Origin of the sequence: Streptomyces caniscabiei, assembly GCF_014930365.1 — a bacterium.
GTDB classification, from domain to species: Bacteria; Actinomycetota; Actinomycetes; order Streptomycetales; family Streptomycetaceae; genus Streptomyces; species Streptomyces caniscabiei.
Genome location: NZ_JABXWI010000037.1, coordinates 1 through 21,199, shown reverse-complemented (window position 1 = coordinate 21,199; position 21,199 = coordinate 1). Strand labels below are relative to the sequence as shown.

The window sequence follows — 21,199 nt, the reverse complement described above, 5'->3', positions numbered from 1 at the left end:
GTGTCTCTCCTCTGCGGGTGCGGGCGGGAGTGAGCGAAAAGCGGTCGAGCGGGGCAGCGCCCAGGCGTCCACGGCCAGGGGCCGACGACGGCTCCGATGCGGCCGGCTCCGGCCAGGATGTTCGCTTGGTGAATTATTGTCCACTAGCTGTCGCCCGTGCGCCTCGCCTTGTAGGGGGCGAGTGTCGATCAGTCATGCCTCCGTCGCGCCGAGGGCCTGCCGGTGCGTGCCCTGGCGCTCGATCGCGTGGTGGATGTACCTGCGTGAGTTGGGTAGGTCTCGGACGCCGGGCCCCGGCGGTGGGGGGAGGGCTCTCCGTCCGGCAGGGCCCTCGCGGGGCGGTGCGAGTTGCTCGAGCGCGCCTATTGACGCACCCCACCTGGAGACATAACCTCCGCTTGCCTTGTTCGGCACACGCAGATTTGTGCGCAGTGCGAACACTCCACTTTTTCTGTCAGGAGGGCCCCTATGCGAAGGCGCGTTCTAGGGCTTGCTGTAGCGGTGTTGACGGTCGCGGCCGCGGCCGGATGTGGATCGTCGTCGTCCACGACCGGAGCCTCGTCGTCCGACGGTGGCAAGACCACCGAGGTCAAGGTCGGGATCATCCCGATCGTCGACGTGGCACCGCTCTACCTGGGGAAGGAGAAGGGATTCTTCAGCAAGCGGGGCATCGACCTGACGATGGAAGCCGCCCAGGGCGGCGCCGCCATCATCCCCGGGGTGGTCAGCGGTCAGTTCCAGTTCGGGTTCAGCAACGTCACCTCGCTCATGATCGCCCAGACCAAGGGCGTACCGATCAAGTCCGTGGTGAACGGCGCCTCCTCCACCGGAGACACCGCCAAGGACATCAGCGGGGTCGCCGTCAAGAAGGACAGCCCGATCAAGTCCGCGGCGGAGCTCGCCGGCAGGACGGTGGCGGTCAACACCCTGCAGAACATCGGCGACACCACGGTCCGTGAGGTGGTGCGCAAGGGCGGCGGCGACCCCTCGAAGGTCAAGTTCGTCGAGATGCCGTTCGACCAGATGCCGGCCGCGCTCGACGGCGGCCAGGTCGACGCCGCCTGGATGGGCGAGCCGGCGCTGACCATAGCCAAGGGGCAGGGCGCCCGCGTCATCGCGTCACCGTTCGCCGAGACCGACCCGAACCTCACCATCGCGACGTACTTCGCCTCCACCAAGCTGGCCCAGGACAACCCCGACCTGGTCAAGAAGTTCACCGAGGCGGTGACCGAGTCCCTGAAGTACGCCTCCGACCACCCCGACGAGGCACGTCGGACGATCACCGGCTACACCAAGATCGACAGTGGGGTGCTGAAGGACCTGACGCTGCCGACCTGGCCGGCCGGGTACGACATGGCCTCCCTGCGGAAGCTGGCCGAACTCGGCGAGCAGGACGGCCTCTTCGGCGGCAAGAAGCCCGACCTGGACGCCCTGTTCTCATGAGCGCCACCGGGAGCACTCCCGTTCTGACGAAGCACGCCGGGACCTCCACCGGTCCCGGCGGGCCGGGTGACGGCCGCGTCCGGCGCGCGATGGACTCGGCGGGCACCCCGTTGCGCGGACTGGCGGGCCTGGCCGGGCTGGTCGTCCTGCTGGAGGTGCTGCCGCACACCGGCCTCGTCTCCGCCGACTACCTGCCGCCCGCCTCCGAGATGGGCCGGGCCCTGTGGCAGCTGCTCGGCGAGGACGTGTTCTGGACCGCGCTCGGCGACACCCTCACCGGCTGGGGCCTCGGCCTGGCCATCGCCGTGGTGGCCGGGGTGGTCGCCGGTGTCGTGATCGGCTCGGTCCCGGCGCTGCGGGCGGTGACCGCCTCCACCATCGAGTTCCTGCGGCCGATCCCGTCCGTGGCCCTGATCCCCGTGGCGGTGCTGCTCTACGGCACCGACCTGGAGTCCAAGCTGCTGCTGGTGGTGTACGCCTCCTTCTGGCAGGTCCTCGTCCAGGTGCTGGCCGGCACCCAGGACGTCGACCCGGTCGCCGAGGACACCGCCCGCAGCTACCGCATCGGCACCTGGGGGCGGGTGCGGTACGTCCTGTGGCCCACCGCGCTGCCGTACGTGATGACCGGCGTGCGGCTGGCCGCCACCGTGGCCCTGGTCCTGACGATCACCGCCGAACTCGTGATCGGCGCTCCGGGCCTGGGCAAGGAGCTGGCGGTCGCACAGACGTCCGGCGCCGTGCCGAGGGTCTACGCCCTGGTCCTGGTCACCGGGATCCTCGGAGTCGCGGTCAACCTGGTGGCCCGGGCGGTCGAGCGACGGGCACTGCACTGGCACCAGTCGATGCGCAGGGAGGGACGATGACGACCGTCCTCACACTGGCCCGGCGGGCCGGGCTGGTCCTGGGACTGCCCGCGGTCCTGTTCGCGGTCTGGTGGTTCGCCACCGCCGGCAGCACCGACTTCTACGTCCCCCCGCTCTCCACGATCCTCGGCAGATTCGGGGACGTGTGGACCGGCGAACGACTGCTGTCGGACGTCGTGCCCAGCCTGGTCCGGCTGCTCGTCGGCTACGTCCTCGCCGTGGCCGCCGGCGTCGGACTCGGCCTGCTGGTCGGCCTGCACCGGGGCGTGCGCGACGTCCTGGAGCCCGTCCTGGAGCTCTTCCGAGCGATCCCGCCCCCGGTGCTCGTCCCCGTCATCATGCTGTTCGCGGGCATCGGCGACACCATGAAGGTGCTCGTCGTCGTCAGCGGCTGCATGTGGCCGATCCTGCTCAACACCGTCGAAGGCGTCCGAGCGGTCGATGAGGTCCTCGGCGACACCTGCCGCTCCTACGGCATCACCGGCCCCTCCCGGCTGTGGCACCTGGTGCTGCGCTCGGCCAGCCCGCAGATCGTCACCGGTATGCGCCAGGCGCTGTCGATCGCGATCATCCTCATGGTGATCAGCGAGATGTTCGCCGCCAGCAACGGACTCGGCTTCACCATCGTGCAGTTCCAGCGTTCCTTCGCCATCCCCGAGATGTGGAGCGGAGTCCTGCTGCTCGGCCTGCTCGGATTCGTCCTCTCCCTGCTGTTCCGCATCGCCGAGAACCGGGTCCTCGCCTGGTACCACGGCCTGCGCCGGGCCCAGCGCAACCCCTGACAAGGAGACGTCGATGCTCGACGTACGCAACCTGCAGAAGATCTACACCGGCCGCAACCGCAACGTCGAAGCACTGCGGAACCTGACCTTTCACATCGGCGCCGGCGAACTCGTCTGTCTGGTGGGCCCGTCGGGGTGCGGCAAGACCACCCTGCTGAAGTGCATGGCGGGACTGCTCACCCCGACGAGCGGCGAAGTGAGCCTGGACGGCCGCCCGGTCAGCGGGCCCCCGGCCGACATGGCCGTGGTCTTCCAGGAGTACGGCCGCTCCCTGTTCGCCTGGATGAACGTCCGCGACAACGTCGCCCTGCCCCTGCGCCGCAAGAAACTCGGCAAGGCCCGCGAGAGGGAACTGGTCGACCACGCCCTCGACGTGGTCGGGCTCGCCGACGCCCACCAGGCCTACCCGTGGCAGCTCTCCGGCGGCATGCAGCAGCGCGTCGCCATCGCCCGCGCCGTCGCCTTCGAACCGAAGGTGCTGCTGATGGACGAGCCGTTCGCCGCGGTCGACGCGCAGACCCGCGCCGAACTGGAGGACCTCATCCGGCGGTTGTGGCACGAGCTGGGGGTCACCGTCCTGTTCGTCACCCACGACATCGACGAAGCCGTCTACCTCGGGCAGCGCACCATCATCCTGTCGAAGTCGCCGACGGTGGTGCAGGAGGACCTGACCATCGACCTCCCCGACGAGCGCGACCAGTTGCACACCCGCTCCAGCCCCCGCTTCGCCGAACTGCGCGCCCACGTCTACGAACAGATCCAGCGCGCCAAGCACCACAGCGGCGACACCGTCCCCCGGACCACCGACCGCAGCGACGACCTCGCCCTGCAGAAGAGCGAGTCGTAGGTGGCGTCCCGGTCACGATGCGCGGCCGCGGTTCCGTCGTGCGTCGGCTCAGGTCACCCGCCGTACCAGGTCCACCCAGGTGGCCTGGAGGCGCGCGGTGGTGACCTCGTTCTTCTCGCGCAGATAGTCCACCGTCTCGAAGTTCGTCAGGGCGAGCATGGTGTGGGCGAGCATGTCGTGATCGCCCTCGACTCCCGCTTCCCGCAGGAGAGACGCGACGTGCCGATGGAAGGCCCGGCCGACGAGCGAGGCGTGGCGCCGTTCGAGGGGGACCTGGCGTGCCAGCGCCGCACCCAGGTCCGCGTCGTCGGCCGTGCGCGCGAGCAGGGCGCAGCCGAACGCCGTCAGGCGGTCTCTCGGCGGTGCTCCCGGTCCCAGCGGCGGGGGACCACAGGTGTACGCCTCATGGAACTCCGCCTCGGCGTCGTCCAGCAGGGCCAGCAGCAGCCCGGTGCGGTCGCCGAACCGGCGAAAGAGCGTGCCCTTTCCGACCCCGGCCTCCCGCGCGACCTCGTGCATGGTCACATGCTCGGCTCCCAGCTCGGCCACCAGGGAAGCGGCCGCCTCCAGCAGCCGTGCGCGGTTGCGAGCGGCATCGGCCCGCTCCGCCGTGACGTCGTCCGGCGTCCCCGTCATCGCTCACCGGAGCGGGCGACGCCCTCGGTCTCGAACCGCCGGGGGACCCCGTCCTCCAGCTCGTCGGCCTCGCGGATGTAGGTGCAGCCGCTGCTGGGCATGGCTCTCCTCGGGTGCGTCCACGACACCTGGGCGCGACCGGCGGCACCTCACGGGAACGCGTCGGGCAGGCCGCGACGGTCTGGAGCGGCACGCAGGTGATCGTTGCGGAGCGCCAACGATAGCGGCGCGGTGCCGGTCCGGAACCCGACCCTGGCCCCATTCGCATTCAGTACATGGACCTAAGACGCGCGGGCGCACGTGGCGAAATGGTCGGCGAGCGGTCAGCTTTCTGCCGCGCCCGGGGGCGTGTGGGCACCACGGGGGCCGGACGATCCGAAGGGCTGGTGACTCCCGGGGGTCGGCGTGGGAACGACGCGGGATCCCAAAACGCGTACCGGGCGAGGTTGGCGGGTTGACGCTCGGTGGTGGGCCTTCGCCAGGTGCAGCAGGTGGGTCCGTTCGGCGTCGTCGAGCCGGAGAGAGCGGGCGACGGCGTCGAGGACGCCCGGGGAGACTCCGGCGAGGTTGCCGCGTTCCAGCTTGGCGTAGTACTCGACGCTGACGTCGGCCAGCGCGACGACCTCGCTGCGGCGCAGGCTTCATCGAAGATCGCGTGCGATGATGCGCCGTGCCCGAACTCCTCACTGCCCGGCTGCGGTTGCGGCCCTGGCGCGACGACGACCTCGACCTGCTCGCCGAGATGCACGCGGACCCGGAGGTGATGCGGTACGTCGGCGACGGCTCCGTACGTACGAGGGACGAGACGGCGGCATGGCTGAACCGGATACGGGCCGATGGGGAGGAGCAGGGGCACGGTCTGTTCGCCGTCGAACTGCGCGAGACCGGCGAGTTGACGGGCTGGACGGGCACCGCCGTTCCGAACTTCCTGCCCGAGGTCCTTCCGGCCGTCGAGATCGGCTGGCGTCTCGCGCGCCGCTTCTGGGGACACGGCATCGCCACGGAGGCTGCTCGTGCCGTCCTGGAGCACGCCTTCGACGGAGTCGGCCTGGACCGGATCCTGAGCATCTGCAACGTAGACAACACCGCCTCCGAGTCCGTCATGCGCAAACTCGGCATGCACCTGGACCGCGAGACGACGGTGCCCGCGCACGGCAGACGAGTACGCGTCCACGCGATCACACGCGAGGAGCACACGCGTGGGTGACCAGGTTCGACGCGAGTCTTCGCAGCACGAGCGGTCCCGCCGTACACTCCGCTGCCGTAGCGCGGTCGCACGCACGCGAGGACCGCGTGCCGCAGGGGAGGCGCTCCTCAGAGGAAAGCGGTCCGCAGGAAGTCGCTCCGCAGAGGATGGCGCACCGCAACCGCAGTGGCTGAAAATGTGTCTCTCATCGCGCGGCGCGGCGATTCGCCAGAGAGGTGGGGCTTCGACGCACGGCGGCCTTGGGGGGCTGGAATGAACACATGGACATTGCCTGGATACACCGAGTCGTCCGAGCTCGGGTCGGGGGCGAGCGGGCGGGTCGTTCTCGCCGTGCACGAGGAGACCGGCGTGCCGGTGGCCGTGAAGTACCTCAGCGAGTCCCTGCGCACCCGGCCGGGCTTCGTACGCGACTTCCGCACCGAGGCGCGGCTGCTCGGCGGGCTGGAGAGCCCCTTCGTCACCGAGCTGTACGAGTACGTGGAGGGCCCGGACGGCGCCGCCATCGTGATGGAGCTGGTGGACGGCGTCTCGCTGCGCGCCGTGCTGAAGCGGGAGGACCCGCTCGGGCCCGAGGCCGCGCTCGTCATCCTCAAGGGATCACTGCTCGGACTGGCGGACGCGCACCGCGTCGGCGTCGTCCACCGCGACTACAAGCCGGAGAACGTCCTCGTCGCGCCGGACGGATCCTCCAAGCTGGTCGACTTCGGCATCGCGGTGGACGCGGGCACCAGCGCGGGTGTGGCCGGAACCCCCTCCTACATGGCCCCGGAGCAGTGGACCGGAGCGCCCGCCTCCCCCGCCGCCGACGTGTACGCGGCCGCCGCCACCTTCTTCGAGTGCCTGACGGGCCACAAGCCGTACCGCGGCGACAACCTCGCGGCGCTCGCGTTGCAGCACGTCGACGCACCCGTGCCCGCGGACGAGGTGCCGGAGGCGGTGCGTGAGCTGGTACGCCGGGGTCTGGCGAAGGACCCGGAGGACCGGCCGGAGGAGGCCGAGGCGTTCGTCAGGGAACTGGAGGCGGCCGCCCTCGCGGGCTACGGGCCCGAATGGGAGGAACGCGGCCGTGGCCGGCTCGCCGCGCTGGTGGCCCTCCTGCCGTTGCTGTTGCCCTCGGCCCGCAGTACCCCTCGAACCACCACGGACACCGCCCGCACGGTCCTGCACCAGGAACCGGGCCGCGGCGGCGCCCAGGCGTGGCTGCCGGGCCGCTCCGGCATGCTCGTCTCCGGTGCCGCGCTGCTCCTCGGAGCCGTCCTCACCGTCGGACTCCAGCACACCCCCGGGGGCGACACCGGTCAGGTGGCCCAGGCCCTTGCCACCACCAGCGCCGATGCGAGTACGGACACGGCGGCGCCCCCGTCCCCGACCGGCTCACCCTCCCCGTCCCCGACGCCCTCCGACTCGGCCGGCCAGTCGCCGTCACCCTCCCTGTCGCCCTCGGACGCCGTCCCCACCCCGACCGACGCACCCTCGTCCTCCGCCACCACGGACGGGACCACGGGCGGGACCACGGAGACGACCGAGCCCGGCGGGGAGACCACCACCCCGGCGCCGACGACCACCTCCCCGGCTCCGGTCGTCGCGCCCGCCGTCAAGGACGTGACGGTCTCCGGCTTCCGGCAGACGGGTCCGGTGACCGCCACGGCGACCATCAGCATCGTCACGGACGGCACCGGACCGTTCTCCCTCACCGTCTCGTGGTTCGCGGGCGACTCGGGCAGACAACTCGGCGCCCCGGACGGCACGTCCCAGACCTTCGAACGCAGCGGCGCCACCCAGTACACACTCACCGTCGACCACGCCTTCCGGAGCACCGCCTGCTACTGGGCGGTGCAGGCCACGACCACCCCGACCTCCGCCGACGGCGGTGCCTCGCAGCAGCTTCTGACCAGACGGTGTGATATCCGATGACCACGCAGAACGACGACAGCACGCCCGCGACCGCGGCGGCCGACGAGCCCACGATGATGCTGCCGGACTCGGTGACGCTGGTGGAGGGCGTCGACGACGCGGTCACACAGGTGCCGGAGCACACCGGAGCCGGCGAGCCCACCCAGGTTCTTCCGACCGTCGGCGAGTCGGCCCCCACCATGCACCTCGGCCCCGCCGCCACAGTGCGACTGGGGCCCGCCGCCACCCTCCACCTCGGCCCCGTCGAGGACCGCGTCCCCGCCGCCGAGACGAACGCGGCCGACGCCGAGCACGCCCCCGAGTACAGCGCCACCGTGCTGGCCAGCCACTGGATCCAGAGACCCGAGACCGACGACACCCTCGCCGAGGCGACCCTTGCCGAGGCGACCCTCCCCGAGAGGACCGTCGAACAGCCCTCCGCGGCCGCGGTGAACGGGTCCACCCCGCCCGACCGCATCGACGGCACGCTGCTGCGCTTCGGCCCGGGCGTGACCAACGTCGTCGCGCAGCGAACCCACCGCACGCTCCCCGCCCTGCCGCCCACCCCCGTACCGCGGCGCCGACGGCTGCGCCGACACGCCCTGCCCGTGCTGGTGCTCCTGTGCGTCCTCGCGTTCCTCGCCTGGCAGCGGCTCGGACCGCCTCTCGAGGTCGACACGGTGACGGTCACGGCCCGGCCCACGGTCCTGGGGTGCGACGGCACCGCGGACATCGTCGCCGTCGTCGCGACGAACGGCCGTCCGGGCACGTTCTCGTACCGCTGGATCCGCAGCGACGGGACCCGCTCGGGTGTCCTGGAAGAGGTGATGGTCCGGGGGCAGCGTCAGGCACGCGTGCACCTGCGGTGGACCTTCCAGGGCAAGGGCCACCGCACGGCCCGGGCCGAACTGCGCATCCTCACCGCGGACCGGCACACGGCCGGCACCCGCTTCACGTACGACTGCTCCTGAGGGCCGTCGTGCGCGTCAGTCGCAGCTGGAAGCGCTCTGGATCATGACGCCGGTCACGGTGTGATTGGAGGGGTACTGGCGTCCCGTGCTCGGCTCGATGCATTCGTAGCCGGTCACGCCGTTGCGGAGGTACCTGAGCATCACCCGGTCGTCGTTGCGGGTGTTGAAGACATAGACCGAGCCCCGGCTCCGCGATCCCAGGTTCTGGTAGCTGCTGGTGACGTCCTGGTACGCGGCGGTCGGCGACTGCGCCTCCCAGTCGGCGGCGGTCAGATAGAAGCAGACGCGGGGGTACACGCAGCCCTTGTAGGAGTCGGCGTGGGCCTGGGGCGCGGCGAAGATCGCCGAACCGGCGACCATGGCGCCGACCATGGCGAAAGTGCGCTTGCTGAGGGAAAGGCGCATGTCTGCTTCCTTCTGTCGATGAGATGCCACGGGTCCCTGTCTCCGGTGATCGCGGAGAGGCCCGGTGGGCAACAGACATTGCCGACGATGATCCTTTCCGGCAAGGAGATCCGGGGCCCGGGGGACGGTGGGACGCCGTGGCCGCTGCTGCCTGGGACGTTCCACGGGCGCTGGGACGCCCGTGGGACGCACGCCAGGACGCGTGCTCCATGACTGGGGGCCGTGCCCCCGTCCGCCCCGACCTCGCCATGGGCATGCTCCAACGAGCGCCGATCGCCCGACGAACGGTCGGCTCACGGACACCTCGACGACAGGAGCAGCAGAGGTCACCGTCAGCGCGTCGGGCGGCAATGTCGTCATCGCCGACGAGGGCGACACCGTCACCGCCGGCACGGGCTGCACCCAGCGCACCCCCGACTCCGTGATCTGCGCGGGCCGGGGTACGCGCGCTGTCCATCGACACGGGCGACCTCGCCGACACGGTGACACCCCCGACGCGGGGCCCAGCGGCGTCCGTGTCGTGATGGAGGGCGACGCGGGCGACGACTCCCTGAACGGCGGGCACGGCGCCGACGAACTGTGGGGCGGCGCGGGTGCCGACACCATGCGGGGATGAGGTCTCCTGCGAGGACTGACACCCGGTCCGCGCGGTGCCTCGCTCTGTGAGCCGGGAGCCGCACGTGCCCCCGGGGGTGTCAGCCCAGTCCGTCCGCCCCCACCTGGACGGCGGACTCGTCGAGCAGCGCGTCGGAGACGGGCTGCGGGTGGCCGTCGAGGTCGAGAACCCGCGTGGCCTCCTTGTACCAGGACTCGATGACGGCGTTGCCCCAGAAGTCGCGGCGGCGGTCGTCGTGGACGTTCCAGCGGTACGTCTCGTGGTCGGGGTCGCCGGTGTAGTAGTCGGAGGTGTAGATCTCGACCCGGTGGCCGTCGGGATCCCTGAGATACAGGTAGAAGGCGTTGGAGACGCCGTGGCGGCCGGGACCGCGCTCGATGTGGTGCTCCTTGCGCAGGGAGCCGAACAGGTCGGCGGCGCGCAGGACCTGGTGGGACTCGTGGGTGGCGACGCCGAGGTGGTGCAGACGCGGTCCGGCTCCGCCGGTGAAGGCGACGTCGTGGACGGTCTGTTTGCGGTACATCCAGGCCGCGTACAGCTCGTGCTCGCCGTCCTCGTCCTGTCCCTCGATCGTCTCGGAGCAGCCGAAGCCGAGGGACCGGTAGTGGGCGTAGGCGGCGGGGATGTCGGGCGTGCAGATGTTGAAGTGGTCCAGGCGGGCGATCTCGGCGCCGTGGCGCAGGTCGTAGCGTTGGATCAGCCGCTCGGCGCGCTCGATGTCGTGGAAGAACTCGACGGGGAAGCCGAGCGGATCGACGACCCGCACCGCGTCGCCGACGCCGTGGGTGCCCTCTCCCTTCCTCAGCCGCTTGACCGGCCGGCCGAGCCGGCGGAAGAACGTCTCCGCCTTGTCGACGTCGTCCGGCGTGCGCACCCGGTAGGCGATGTGATCCAGAGCGGCCACGTCCCCGCGCCGCAGCACCAGGGAGTGGTGGGTGAGTGCGTCGCTGCCGCGCAGGTAGAGCGCTCCCGCGTCCTCGTGCTGGACGTGGAAGCCGAGCATGTCGACCCAGAACCAGCGGGCGGCACCGAGGTCGGCGACCGCGAGCTGGGCGTACGCGGAGCGGATGACGTCCGGGGCGTCGGGATGCGGGTGCGTACTCATGACGTGGCTCCGAAACGGGGCGTGTGGACGTCGCCGAGGGCGACGTGGACGATCTTCGATTCGGTGTAGAAGTCGATGGAGTGGGCGCCGCCCTCGCGGCCGACCCCGGATACCTTGACCCCGCCGAAGGGGGTGCGCAGGTCACGGACGTTGTGGGAGTTGATCCACAGCATGCCGGACTCGACGGCATGGGCGATGCGGTGGCCGCGCTTGATGTCGGACGTCCAGATGTAGGCGGCCAGGCCGAACTGCGTGGCGTTGGCCAGCTCGATCGCCTCCTCCTCGGTGTCGAAGGGGGCCACCGCGACGACCGGGCCGAAGATCTCCTCCTGGAAGATCCGCGCGTCGCGTTCGACATCGGCGAAGACGGTCGGCTGGAGGTAGTTGCCCTCGGTGAGGTGGTCGGGACGGCTGCCGCCCGCCACCAGTCTGGCCTCCTTCCGGCCGATCTCGACATAGTTCAGGACGCGTGCGTAGTGCTCGGGGTGGACCAGCGCGCCGACCTCGGTGGTGGGGTCGGCGGGGAGCCCGACGCGTACGTTCGCCGCCCGCTCGCCCAGACGGCGGGTGAACTCCTCGTACACCGGCCTTTCCACGAGCACCCGTGAACCGGCCGTGCAGCGCTCACCGTTGAGGGAGAACACCCCGAACACGACCGAGTCGAGGGCGGCTTCGAGGTCGGCGTCGGCGAAGACGACGGCGGGGGACTTGCCGCCCAGCTCCATCGAGGTCGTCTTCAGGTGCTCGGCGCTGGAGCGGATGATGTGGCGGCCGGTGTCGGTGGACCCCGTGAAGGAGATCAGCGGCACGTCCGGATGATCGACGAGCGCCTGGCCGGCCTCCTCGCCGATGCCGTGCACGATGTTCACCACGCCCGCCGGGACGCCCGCCTCGGTGAAGATCTCCGGCCACAGCGACGCGGACAGCGGTGTCCACTCGGCCGGCTTGAGCACCAGCGTGCAGCCGGAGGCCAGGGCCGGGGCCAGCTTCCAGCTCTCCAGCATGAACGGGGTGTTCCACGGCGTGATCAGCCCCGCCACGCCGACGGGAGCCCGCACGACATAGCTGAACTGGTTCTCGCCCTGCCGGAACGCCTCCTCGCCGAGCGCGACGACGACATCCGCGAAGTAGCGGAAGTTCTCCGCCGCACGGCGTGCCTGCCCCTTGGCCTGCGTGATGGGCAGGCCGGTGTCGTAGGTCTCGAAGGCGGCCAGCCGCTCGTGGCGGGCCTCGACGGCGTCCGCGACGCGGTACAGAACGCCGGCGCGCTCGCGGTTCGCGAGGCCGGCCCAGGCCGGGAACGCGGCCCGGGCCGCGTTCCCGGCCCGTTCGACGTCGGCGGCCGTGCCCCGTGCGGCCTGCGCGTAGACGCCGTTGGTGACCGGATCGGCCACATCGAAGGTCCGCCCGTCGGCGGCCTCGACGGCTTCGCCGCCGATCCAGTGCGGGATGAGGGAGGGCAGATTCTCAGGGGTCACTTGTCGGCTCCGATCGGTGCGGTGAGGTCGCCGCCCTCCGCGAGCAGCGCGCGGATCTTCGCCAGACCCGCTTCCGTCGGGGTGGTCAGCGGCGGCCGGACATGGGCGGAGGAGATACGGCCCTGCCGCGCGAGCACCCACTTCGCCGGCGCCGGGTTGGTCTCGACGAACAGCAGGTCCACCAGCGGGTGCAGCCGGTAGTGCAGGTCACGCGCCGCGTCGAACTCGCCGGCCTCCCACAGCTCGTACATGCGCGCCACCGCCGTCGGCGCGAGGTTGGCCACGGCCGACACGAAGCCCGCCCCGCCGAGCGCCAGCAGCGGCAGGCACAGCAGCTCGATCCCCGACCACATCAGCAGCGAACGGCCGCAGGCGTGCAGCACGCGGGAGAAGTGCTCGAAGTCCTTCGTCGTCTCCTTCACCCCGACGAAGTTCTCGAAGTCGGAGAACAGCCGCTTCACCGTCTCGGGCGCGATGTCGACAGCCGTGCGCGAGGGCACGTTGTAGGCGACGATCGGCAGGTCCGGGAACTCCCGCGCCACCGTCGCGTACCACTCGTACAGCGCCTCCTGGGTGGGCCGCGCGTAGTACGGCGTGATCACCAGCGCCGCGTCAGCGCCCAACTCCTGTGCGGCGGCGGTCATTTCGAGGGTCTCGTCGAGCTTGTGGGAGCCCGTGCCGGGCAGGAACGGCACCCGGTCGCCGATCTCCTCCACCGCGGTGCGCATCCCCGCGATCCGTTCGGCGACGCTCTGCGCACTGGGCTCGCCGGTGGATCCGCCCAGCGAGATGCCGTGCGAGCCGGACTCCAGCTGGAAGCTGATCAGGCCGCGCAGGCTGTCGTGGTCGACGGCGCCGTCCGCCGTGAACGGTGTGACGACGGGGGCGATGGACCCCCGGACGACCGATGGGTCACTGCGGAACTTCACTGTGTCTCTCCCTTGCACCAGGTCTCGTAGGCGTCCTGCCAGGCCGGACCCAGCGGGTACAGGCCGTCGATGCTCTCTCCGGCGGTGACCCGCTCGGTGATGAACCGCTCCTGCCGCTCCTGCTCCCGGCAGTCGGCGATCAACTCCTCGGCGAGGTCCGGCGGTACGACGATCACGCCGTCGTCGTCCCCGACGATCAGGTCGCCCGGCTGCACCAGCGCCCCACCGCACGCGATCGGCACTCCGGTGTCCCAGGGGACGTGGCGGCGACCGAGGACGGAGGGGTGTCTGCTCGCCGCGTACACCGGCAGGCCCAGGCCGGCGACGGCCGCGCTGTCGCGCACCGCGCCGTCGGTGACGACCCCGGCCGCGCCCCGCTTGGCGGCCCGCAGGGCGAGGATGTCGCCCAGGGTTCCGGCCGTCGCGTCCCGCCGGGCGTCCATCACCAGGACATGTCCGGGACGCAGTTCCTCGATCGCCCTCTTCTGCGCGTTCATACCGGTGCCGTACCGCTTGAACAGGTCCTCGCGCAGCGGCAGATACCGCAGGGTGTGGGCGACTCCCACCAGGTGTGTGCCGGGGGCGAGCGGGTGTACGCCGTCGAGGGACATGTGTGGCAGCCCGCGGGCCCTGAGCTGCGCGCTGAGCGTCGCGACGGCGACCGAACGCAGCCCGGTGGCGAGGCCCTCGGGGAGCAGGGGCGCGGGCACGTACCCGCTCCCGTACGCCGATTCCCGCTCGGCCGGGTCGGTCCTGGGCATCGCCCCGAACGGTTGCAGCTCCGGTCCGGCGGCGATCGGGTTGCGCAGCCGCCCGGTCGACAGCTCTCCGTCGGTGGACTCGCCGGTGACCTCGACCTCCACCACGTCACCGGGGGAGACGACCGACGCCCCTGCCGGGGTCCCGGTGAGGATCACGTCGCCGGGCTCCAGGGTGACCAGCCGTGACAGGTCGGCGACCAGCTGCCCGAACGGGAACAGCAGCGTGTCCGTGGTGTCGTCCTGCACCAGCTCGCCGTTCACCCAGGTCCGCAGCCGCAGCGCCGCCGGGTCGAGCCGTCGGGCGTCCAGCAGGCGCGGCCCGATCGGGGTGAAGCCGTCGGCGCCTTTGGAACGGAGCCGACGCCGCTGATGGGACAGGGACCTTCCGTGGCTTTGATGTGGGCTGACGCTTACCGCGAGTCTGTGGGCTGACGCTTACCGCGAGTCGAGGGGGTCGGCGGCCCGTCGTGCGGGAGGGGACGCGGAAAATCGTTGGACAGTGCACGCGTCAGTGGGGAGCGTTGGCTGAATGGATCAGGAGATGATCTGGGACGCTGACGTCGCCCAGAGCTATGACACGCCCGGTACCGGGATGTTCGCGCCCGACGTCGTGGGGCCGGCCGTGGAGCGCCTTGCCGCACTGGCGGGTGGCGGAGCGGCAGTCGAGTTCGCTGTCGGTACCGGTCGTGTGGCCGTTCCTCTCGCCCGGCGAGGCGTACCGGTCACCGGGATCGAGCTGTCGCGGCCGATGGTGGAGCAACTGCGTGCCAAGGCTGACGAAGCGACTCTTCCCGTGATCATCGGCGACATGGCGACGACGGTCGCCCCCGGGAAGTACAGCCTGGTCTACCTCGTCTACAACACACTCTCCAACCTGCTCACCCAGGCCGAGCAGGTCGACTGCTTCCGCAACGCCGCCCGCCACCTCACCGCCGGCGGGCGGTTCGTGGTCGAGCTCGGCGTACCGGATCTGCGCAGGCTCCCGCCGGGGCAACCAGGTGTCGTCCAGCGGTCCGCACCCGGCTACGTCAATGTGGGCACCTACGACGTCCTGCGTCAGCAGGTCGTGTCGCACCATTTCTCGTTCGACGAGAGCGGGCAGACCCGGCTGTTCCGCAGCCCTCACCGCTACGTCTGGCCGTCCGAACTCGATCTGATGGCCCAGCTCGCCGGATTCGAGCTGGAGAGCAGGCATGCGGACTGGTCCGGTGCCGAGTTCACCGCCGAGTCGCGCTCCCATGTCTCCGTCTACCGGCTGCCGCCCACGCCGTAGCCAGGACTCACAGTCGTACGACGTGGCTCTCAGCCGGCGGCGCGTCGGGCATGGAGGCGTCGACCCGGACGTGCTCCCGCAGCCATTGCTCGGTGTTGCCGACGTGCAGCAGGGCGGCGGCCTTGCTGAGGGCGGCGTCGCGGCCGGCGAGGGCGTCGAAGATCGCCTGGTGCTCCGCGAGGGTCCGGTCGGCGGCACGGGCGTCCACCAGTCCGCGCCAGATGCGCGCCCGCGACGTACGGCCCGAGATGCCCTCGAGAAGGCTGAGCAGGGATTCGTTCCCGGTGGCCGACACGACGGCGCGGTGGAAGGCCGCGTCGTGCGCGTTCAGCCGCTCGACGTCGTCCTGCGCTTCCCGCATGGCGTCCAGGTGCCGCTTCACCTCGGCCAGGTCCTCGTCGGAGATCCGGGTGGCGGCCAGTGCGGTGGCGACGGGCTCCAGCAGCCGTCTGACCTCCATCAGATCCAGCAGGGCGCCGGAGTCGCTCTGGAGCAGGTCCACCGCCCCGCTCAGGCCCTCCAGCAGCAGGCTCGGCTGCAGGCTGGTCACATAGGTGCCGTCGCCCCGTCTGACCTCCAGCACCCGGGCGACCGCCAGCGCCTTGACGGCCTCTCGCGCCAGGTTGCGTGACAGTCCCAACTGGGCGGCCAGATCCGGCTCCGGGGGCAGTTTCGACCCGGGCGGCAGGGCGCCCGACCGGATCAGCTCCCTGAGCTGTGCGATGGCCCTGTCCGTCAGAGACAACGTGACACACCTCCCGTGGCGGCGGGCACGTCGGCCCTGATCAGACCTCGATCGCGAAGCTCGTCCCAGAGGGCGTCCGGGACGCTTCGGCCATGAAGCTCCACGTTCCGCGCGACCTGCCCGGCATCGCGCATGCCGACGGTCACGTTGATGACACTGGGATGGCTGAACGGGAAGGCCATGGCGGCCGCGGGGAGAGTCGTGCCGTGCCGTTCGCAGGTCTCGGCGATCGCATGGGCGCGGGCGACGAGCTCCGTCGGCGCGTCCTGGTAGTCGTACTTCGCGTCCCGCGCGGGCCGCTCGCGGGAGAGGAGCCCCGAGTTGAACACCCCGGCCGCCACGACGCTCTTGCCGAGTTCCAGCGCGGCCGGCAGCACGTCGTCCAGCGCCGACTGGTCGAGGAGGGTGTACCGGCCGGCCACCATCACCACGTCGGCCGCGGTCTCGCGGAGGAAGCGGGCGGGCATGGCCGACTGGTTCATGCCCGCCCCGATGGCACCGACGATCCCCTGGTCACGCAGCTCTGCGAGGGCGGGCATGGCCTCCTCGGCGGCCTGCCGCCAGTGGTCGTCGGGGTCGTGCAGATACACGATGTCGAGACGGTCCAGTCCCATGCGGGTCAGGGTCTCCTCGACGGAGCGGAGGACGCCGTCTCGGCTGAAGTCCCACTGCCTGCGCAGGTCGTCCCGTACGACGAAGCCCTCGCTGTCGGTGCCTCGCGGCCGTTCGTTGGGCACGAGGAGCCGGCCGACCTTGGAGGACACGGCATACGCGGCGCGCGGACGGTCCTTCAGGGCGGCACCGAGCCGCCGCTCGGACAGCCCCAGCCCGTAGTGCGGGGCGGTGTCGAAGTACCGGACCCCCGCGTCCCACGCCGCGCCGATCGCGGCCGTCGCGTCGTGGACCGGCGTGACGCGGTAGAGGTTTCCGATGACCGAGGCTCCGAAGCCGAGTTCGGTGAGCTCCACGGACGTGTTGGTGATGTTCCGGTGGCGCAAGGCCTGCTCCTCAGTTTGGGTGCGGTCGGTTGGGTCTGCGGGTCGGTCGTACGGGGCTGTCGGGTCGTTGGGCGGTCGGGGCGGTCGGTCAGCGTGTGACCCGGGCGGAGCCGCCCGCCATGAGTGCCTCGACCTCGGCGAGCGAGGCCATGGAGACGTCCCCGGGCGTGGTCATGGTGAGCGCCCCGTGCGCCGTGCCGTAGGCGAGGGCTCGCTCCAGACCGGCGTCGGCCAGCAGGCCGTGGATGAACCCCGCCGCGAAGCCGTCGCCCGATCCGATCCGGTCCATGACGTGGAGCCCGGGCATGCGCGGGCCGGTGACGAACCCGGTCTCGGGCGACCAGCCCGCCGAGGACCAGTCGTTGACGCCCGCCGACGGCACCTCGCGCAAGGTGGTCGCCAGCGCCTTCGCGCCGGGGACTCGGGCGGCGACCTCGGCGAACGCGTCCGGCAGCGCGTCGGCGCCGATGCGTACCGCGCCGGGGTGCGGTCCCGCCAGGCCCAGGGCACCCACCACGACGTCCGCCAGCGGGGCGAGCCGCAGGTCGACCTCACGAGCGCGCCCCGGACCTCCACGGTCGGCCCAGAGGCTGGCGCGGTAGTTGGGGTCGTAGGAGACGGTCACCCCGTGGCGCCGGGCCGATGCCATCGCCTCCTCCACGACATCCGCGGTGGTGTCGGACAGGCCGGCGAAGACACCTCCCGTATGGAACCAGCGCGGGCCCGTCGAGAAGACCGCGTCCCAGTCGACGTCGCCCTTGCGCAGCTGCGAGACGGCGGTGTTCGCGCGGTCACTGACACCCAACGCTCCACGGATGCCGAAGCCCCGCTCCACGAAGTTCAGCCCGTTGCGGGCGACGCGGCCGACGCCGTCGCCGGGCACCCAGCGGATCAGCGAGGTGTCGACGCCGCCCTGGAGGATCAGGTCCTCCACGAGCCGGCCCACCGCGTTGTCGGCGAGCGCCGTGACGACGGCCGTACGCAGACCGAAGCAGCGCCGCAGACCGCGCGCGACGTTGTACTCGCCCCCGCCTTCCCAGACCTGGAAGGTGCGCGCCGTCCGGATCCTGCTCTCGCCCGGGTCGAAGCGCAGCATCACCTCGCCCAGGGCGATCACATCAGGTGCTCGGCCGGGCCCGCTCATGTCCTGCTCCTGTCTCCGGTCACTTGCCCGGCCCGCACGTCCCCGGCTCGCACGGCTGCGTGCCTGACGTCTGCGCCCCTCACGCCTCGGCTCCGGCAGCCGCGACGGCGTTGACAACCCCGGTGGCGTCCCCAGGCCGGACAGCGTCGGAAGCCCCGCCGGCGTCGGAAGCCCCGACGGCCTCGGCAGCTCCCACCGCCTCGGCGGTCAGCCGCCTGATCTCCTCGTACTGCCCACGCCCGAGATGCTCGGTCGTCGCCATCCAGCTGCCGCCGACGGCGACGACCGCAGGGTGGCCCAGATACCCGGCCACCTGGGCGGGCCCGATGCCGCCGGTCGGTAGGAACCGTGCCCGCGGAAACGGCGCGGCGAGTGCCCGGATCATCGCGGTTCCGCCCAGGGCCTCGGCGGGAAACAGCTTGACCGTGTCCAGGCCGGCCCCGAGGGCGCGCATGAGTTCGGTCGCGGTGGCGATGCCGGGTACGACCGGTACCCCCAACCGGCGGCAGCGGTCGACGACAGCGGAGTCGAAGCCGGGGGAGACCACGAACCGGGCCCCGGCCGCCACCGCCCGCTCCGCCTGCTCGGCGGTGAGTACCGTGCCGGCGCCGACGGTCAGCCCTCCCTGCGCGGCCATCGCCCTGAGCGCCTGCTCGGCGTCCGGTGTGCGGAAGGTGACCTCGACGCAGGCCGCCCCGCCGGCGGCGAGCGCCTCGGCCAGCGGGGCGGCCGTCGACACCACCGGCACGGTCAGCACCGGCATGACCCGGGCGCCGTCCAGAAGGTTCACCATGCCGGTGGTCATCGGCCCAGCCATCCGCCGTCGACCGGCAGGACGGTGCCGTGGAGATAGGCGGCTGCGTCGGAGGCCAGGAACAGGGTGGCACCCGCGAGGTCGTCGGCGGTGCCCCAACGCCCGGCCGGGATACGGGCGAGAATCGCCTCGCTGCGGTCCGGATCGTCCCGCAGGGCCTGGGTGTTGTCGGTGGCGATGTAACCAGGGGCGATGGCGTTCACGTTGACACCGTGCGGGGCCCACTCGTTGGCCAGGGCCTTGGTCAGACCGGCGATGCCGTGCTTGGCGGCGGTGTAACCGGGGACGGTGATGCCGCCCTGGAAGCTGAGCAGCGAGGCCGTGAAGATGATCTTCCCCCGGCCGCGGGCCACCATCGCCGCGCCCACGGCCCGGGTGAGGGCGAACTGCGCGTTGAGGTTGACCTGGAGCACCAACTCCCAGTCCGCGTCGCTGTGTTCGGCGGCCGGCGCGCGGCGGATGGTGCCCGCGTTGTTGACCAGGATGTCCACCGGACGTGTACGTCCGGCGAGGTCGGCGCCCAGCGCCCGTACGGCGTCGGGGTCGGCGAAGTCCGTCCGGATCGCCTCGAAGGAGCGGCCGGCGGCGTGCACGTCCTTCTCGACGTCGCTGCCGGACTCCTCCAGACCGGCGCTGACGCCGATGACGTCGGCCCCGGCCTCGGCGAGCGCACGGGCCATGGCCCGGCCGATGCCCCGGCGGGCGCCGGTGACGACGGCGAGCCGCCCGGTCAGGTCGAAGGGGTGCGCGGCGGTCATACGAGGGCTCCCGTCGTGTCGTTCCCGCAGTCCACGAGGATCTTCATCACGTCGCCACCGGCTTCCAGGGCCTCGAACGCCGAGGGTGCCTCGGCGAGTCGGACGACCTTGCTGATCAGCCGGTCGGCGGGAACGGTGCCGTCCGCGATCAGCCGTACCGCCTGCTCGAAGTCCGCGCGGTCGTACAACCGGGCCCCGACGAGGGTGAGTTCGCGCCAGAAGAAGCGGTGCAGATTGATCTCGCGTGGCCGGGGGTGGATGGCGACGAGACACAGGCGGCCGCGCACGCCCAGCACCTCCACCGCCGTGTCGACGCCGCCTGCCGCGCCGGACACCTCGAAGGCGACGTCCGCGCCCGCGTCGTCCGTCCACTGCCGCACCAGCTCGGGGACGTCCTGTGCGGCGGGATCCCAGGTCGTGAGGCCCAGCTCCTCGGCGAGGATCCGCCGGTGGCCGCTCAGCTCCACGACGCGGACGTCGGCTCCGGCGGACCGCGCCACCAGGGCGATCAGCAGGCCCACCGGTCCACCGCCGACCACGACGACCCGCTCGCCGTCCCGGACACCGGCCCGGCCCACGTCGTGCACGGCCACAGCCGTCGGCTCGACGAGGGCCGCCCGCTGCAGGGAGACCGAGCGGGGCAGCCGTACGAGCGTGGAGGCGGGCACCACCCAGCGCTGCTGCATCGCACCGGGGGAGTCGATGCCGATGAAGTCCAGGTGCTGGCAGATGTGCTGGTGACCGGCCCGGCAGGCGGCGCAGGTGCCGTCCCAGCGCAGCGGCACGACGGTCACGGCGTCGCCCACGCCCCAGCCCTCGACCTCCGGCCCCACCCGGACGATCCGCCCGGACATCTCGTGCCCGAGGACGGCGGGAGTGCTGACCCGGGAGTCCATGTCACCGTGGAAGATATGCAGATCGGTGCCGCAGATACCGACGTAGGCCGGGGCCAGTTCCACCTCGCCGGGACCCGGCGGCGCGCTCACTGCGGGCCCCAGATCCAGGGTTCGCGCGGCGGTGTAGCGGACTGAGAGTGAAGTGGTCATCGTGATCCCAGGGTTGCTTCGGGGCGGACGCCGATGGTGAGCAGCAGGTTGGCGTAGGTACGGATGTCGGCGGTGACCACGGCCAGCGCCAGGTCGGGTGAGCGGGCGGCCTCGTAGAACTCGAAGCGGCCGAGCGTCGTGACGGGGACCGGAGCCAGCAGGGAGCGGTACTCGGTGATGGCCGGCGGCTCCGGTTCGCCTGCCGGGGGCACCATGACGTCGGCCGATTCCACGGGCAGGGCACGCAGCAGTACGTCCAGCACCGTGGTGACGTCCAACAGGCCCGGTGCCAGGTTGAGGTGCACCGTCCTGGCGCGCTCGCCGACGGCCGTGCCGGCCGGGTAGTGGCCGTCGGCGAGCAGGACGCGCGCTCCGTGACCGGATCCGGCCAGGGCTTCCAGGATGCCGGGATGGAGGAGTTCCGTCAGGAGCATGGGGGTGTCCTTCTCGCAGTCACTTTCGGGGCACCCTCAGACACGGGCTGT

Annotated in this window: 22 protein-coding genes and 1 pseudogene; 9 read left to right on the top strand and 14 right to left on the bottom strand. The window is 71.5% G+C overall.

Annotated features, from left to right (window positions below; translation table 11 throughout):
• Window positions 1-468 precede the first annotated feature (468 nt).
• The 4 genes from HW837_RS46995 to HW837_RS46980 all read left to right on the top strand — a co-directional run bounded on the left by HW837_RS46995 (window position 469) and on the right by HW837_RS46980 (window position 3,935).
• The gene (locus HW837_RS46995; RefSeq protein ID WP_093792460.1) at window positions 469-1,443 is read left to right on the top strand and encodes an ABC transporter substrate-binding protein; all 975 of its coding nucleotides are present in this window, start codon (window positions 469-471) and stop codon (window positions 1,441-1,443) included.
• An 89-nt stretch (window positions 1,444-1,532) separates the two neighbouring features.
• Window positions 1,533-2,306, top strand: coding sequence for an ABC transporter permease (locus HW837_RS46990; protein ID WP_045563306.1), 774 nt, complete (start codon window positions 1,533-1,535; stop codon window positions 2,304-2,306).
• Window positions 2,303-3,088: an ABC transporter permease gene (locus HW837_RS46985; RefSeq protein ID WP_193382151.1), complete on the top strand. Its 786-nt coding sequence runs from the start codon at window positions 2,303-2,305 to the stop codon at window positions 3,086-3,088. The genes HW837_RS46990 and HW837_RS46985 overlap by 4 nt, the downstream gene beginning before the upstream one ends.
• A gap of 13 nt (window positions 3,089-3,101) precedes the next feature.
• Window positions 3,102-3,935 carry an ABC transporter ATP-binding protein gene (locus HW837_RS46980; protein WP_045563284.1) on the top strand — a complete coding sequence of 278 codons (834 nt, stop codon included), beginning with the start codon at window positions 3,102-3,104 and terminating at the stop codon, window positions 3,933-3,935.
• Between the two features lie 48 nt (window positions 3,936-3,983).
• Here HW837_RS46980 and HW837_RS46975 read toward each other — a convergent pair whose 3' ends face one another.
• Window positions 3,984-4,571: a TetR/AcrR family transcriptional regulator gene (locus tag HW837_RS46975; RefSeq protein ID WP_045563283.1), complete on the bottom strand. Its 588-nt coding sequence runs from the start codon at window positions 4,569-4,571 to the stop codon at window positions 3,984-3,986.
• A gap of 470 nt (window positions 4,572-5,041) precedes the next feature.
• Window positions 5,042-5,209, bottom strand: a pseudogene (locus HW837_RS46970) (helix-turn-helix domain-containing protein); the annotation flags it as partial.
• Window positions 5,210-5,241: 32 nt separating this feature from the next.
• On the opposite strand from HW837_RS46970, the gene HW837_RS46965 reads away from it, so the two are divergent.
• The 3 genes from HW837_RS46965 to HW837_RS46955 all read left to right on the top strand — a co-directional run bounded on the left by HW837_RS46965 (window position 5,242) and on the right by HW837_RS46955 (window position 8,642).
• Window positions 5,242-5,778, top strand: coding sequence for a GNAT family N-acetyltransferase (locus tag HW837_RS46965; RefSeq protein ID WP_045563282.1), 537 nt, complete (start codon window positions 5,242-5,244; stop codon window positions 5,776-5,778).
• A gap of 252 nt (window positions 5,779-6,030) precedes the next feature.
• The gene (locus HW837_RS46960) at window positions 6,031-7,692 is read left to right on the top strand and encodes a serine/threonine-protein kinase (RefSeq protein ID WP_045563281.1); all 1,662 of its coding nucleotides are present in this window, start codon (window positions 6,031-6,033) and stop codon (window positions 7,690-7,692) included.
• Window positions 7,689-8,642, top strand: a complete 954-nt coding sequence (locus HW837_RS46955) for a hypothetical protein (protein WP_193382152.1) — start codon at window positions 7,689-7,691, stop codon at window positions 8,640-8,642. Before HW837_RS46960 ends, HW837_RS46955 begins: the two co-directional genes overlap by 4 nt.
• Before the next feature lie 15 nt (window positions 8,643-8,657).
• On the opposite strand, the gene HW837_RS46950 is transcribed toward HW837_RS46955, so the two are convergent.
• Window positions 8,658-9,047 (bottom strand): hypothetical protein, encoded by a 390-nt coding sequence (locus HW837_RS46950; protein WP_060886372.1) that lies wholly within the window; start codon window positions 9,045-9,047, stop codon window positions 8,658-8,660.
• A 523-nt stretch (window positions 9,048-9,570) separates the two neighbouring features.
• On the opposite strand from HW837_RS46950, the gene HW837_RS46945 reads away from it, so the two are divergent.
• A complete protein-coding gene (locus tag HW837_RS46945) occupies window positions 9,571-9,663 on the top strand; it encodes a hypothetical protein (protein WP_193382159.1) in 93 nt (30 codons plus the stop codon).
• A 79-nt stretch (window positions 9,664-9,742) separates the two neighbouring features.
• On the opposite strand, the gene hpaD is transcribed toward HW837_RS46945, so the two are convergent.
• Genes hpaD through HW837_RS46925 form a run of 4 tightly spaced genes read right to left on the bottom strand, consistent with a single transcriptional unit; the run spans window position 9,743 to window position 14,314 of the window.
• Window positions 9,743-10,768: a 3,4-dihydroxyphenylacetate 2,3-dioxygenase gene (gene hpaD, locus HW837_RS46940; RefSeq protein ID WP_193382153.1), complete on the bottom strand. Its 1,026-nt coding sequence runs from the start codon at window positions 10,766-10,768 to the stop codon at window positions 9,743-9,745.
• The gene (gene hpaE, locus HW837_RS46935; RefSeq protein ID WP_193382154.1) at window positions 10,765-12,246 is read right to left on the bottom strand and encodes a 5-carboxymethyl-2-hydroxymuconate semialdehyde dehydrogenase; all 1,482 of its coding nucleotides are present in this window, start codon (window positions 12,244-12,246) and stop codon (window positions 10,765-10,767) included. Before hpaE ends, hpaD begins: the two co-directional genes overlap by 4 nt.
• Window positions 12,243-13,175, bottom strand: coding sequence for a 4-hydroxy-tetrahydrodipicolinate synthase (gene dapA, locus HW837_RS46930; protein WP_193382155.1), 933 nt, complete (start codon window positions 13,173-13,175; stop codon window positions 12,243-12,245). Before dapA ends, hpaE begins: the two co-directional genes overlap by 4 nt.
• Entirely contained in the window at window positions 13,172-14,314 is a 1,143-nt protein-coding gene (locus tag HW837_RS46925; RefSeq protein WP_269153824.1) for a fumarylacetoacetate hydrolase family protein, read from the bottom strand. The genes dapA and HW837_RS46925 overlap by 4 nt, the downstream gene beginning before the upstream one ends.
• Window positions 14,315-14,465: 151 nt before the next feature.
• Between HW837_RS46925 and HW837_RS46920 the strand changes: the two genes are divergently transcribed.
• Complete coding sequence (locus HW837_RS46920) at window positions 14,466-15,209, top strand: class I SAM-dependent DNA methyltransferase (RefSeq protein WP_045563276.1); 744 nt, start codon at window positions 14,466-14,468, stop codon at window positions 15,207-15,209.
• 7 nt (window positions 15,210-15,216) lie between these two features.
• On the opposite strand, the gene HW837_RS46915 is transcribed toward HW837_RS46920, so the two are convergent.
• The 7 genes from HW837_RS46915 to HW837_RS46885 all read right to left on the bottom strand — a co-directional run bounded on the left by HW837_RS46915 (window position 15,217) and on the right by HW837_RS46885 (window position 21,148).
• Complete coding sequence (locus HW837_RS46915; RefSeq protein ID WP_045563275.1) at window positions 15,217-15,954, bottom strand: FadR/GntR family transcriptional regulator; 738 nt, start codon at window positions 15,952-15,954, stop codon at window positions 15,217-15,219.
• The gene (locus tag HW837_RS46910; RefSeq protein WP_093792474.1) at window positions 15,945-16,952 is read right to left on the bottom strand and encodes an aldo/keto reductase; all 1,008 of its coding nucleotides are present in this window, start codon (window positions 16,950-16,952) and stop codon (window positions 15,945-15,947) included. Before HW837_RS46910 ends, HW837_RS46915 begins: the two co-directional genes overlap by 10 nt.
• Window positions 16,953-17,040: 88 nt before the next feature.
• Window positions 17,041-18,096, bottom strand: a complete 1,056-nt coding sequence (locus HW837_RS46905) for a sugar kinase (protein WP_193382156.1) — start codon at window positions 18,094-18,096, stop codon at window positions 17,041-17,043.
• Between the two features lie 79 nt (window positions 18,097-18,175).
• Window positions 18,176-18,901 carry a bifunctional 4-hydroxy-2-oxoglutarate aldolase/2-dehydro-3-deoxy-phosphogluconate aldolase gene (locus HW837_RS46900; protein ID WP_078853981.1) on the bottom strand — a complete coding sequence of 242 codons (726 nt, stop codon included), beginning with the start codon at window positions 18,899-18,901 and terminating at the stop codon, window positions 18,176-18,178.
• Window positions 18,898-19,668 carry an SDR family oxidoreductase gene (locus HW837_RS46895; RefSeq protein ID WP_045563272.1) on the bottom strand — a complete coding sequence of 257 codons (771 nt, stop codon included), beginning with the start codon at window positions 19,666-19,668 and terminating at the stop codon, window positions 18,898-18,900. The genes HW837_RS46900 and HW837_RS46895 overlap by 4 nt, the downstream gene beginning before the upstream one ends.
• Entirely contained in the window at window positions 19,665-20,714 is a 1,050-nt protein-coding gene (locus tag HW837_RS46890) for a (R,R)-butanediol dehydrogenase (RefSeq protein ID WP_045563271.1), read from the bottom strand. The genes HW837_RS46895 and HW837_RS46890 overlap by 4 nt, the downstream gene beginning before the upstream one ends.
• Window positions 20,711-21,148, bottom strand: a complete 438-nt coding sequence (locus HW837_RS46885) for an RbsD/FucU domain-containing protein (protein ID WP_045563270.1) — start codon at window positions 21,146-21,148, stop codon at window positions 20,711-20,713. Before HW837_RS46885 ends, HW837_RS46890 begins: the two co-directional genes overlap by 4 nt.
• Window positions 21,149-21,199 lie beyond the last annotated feature (51 nt).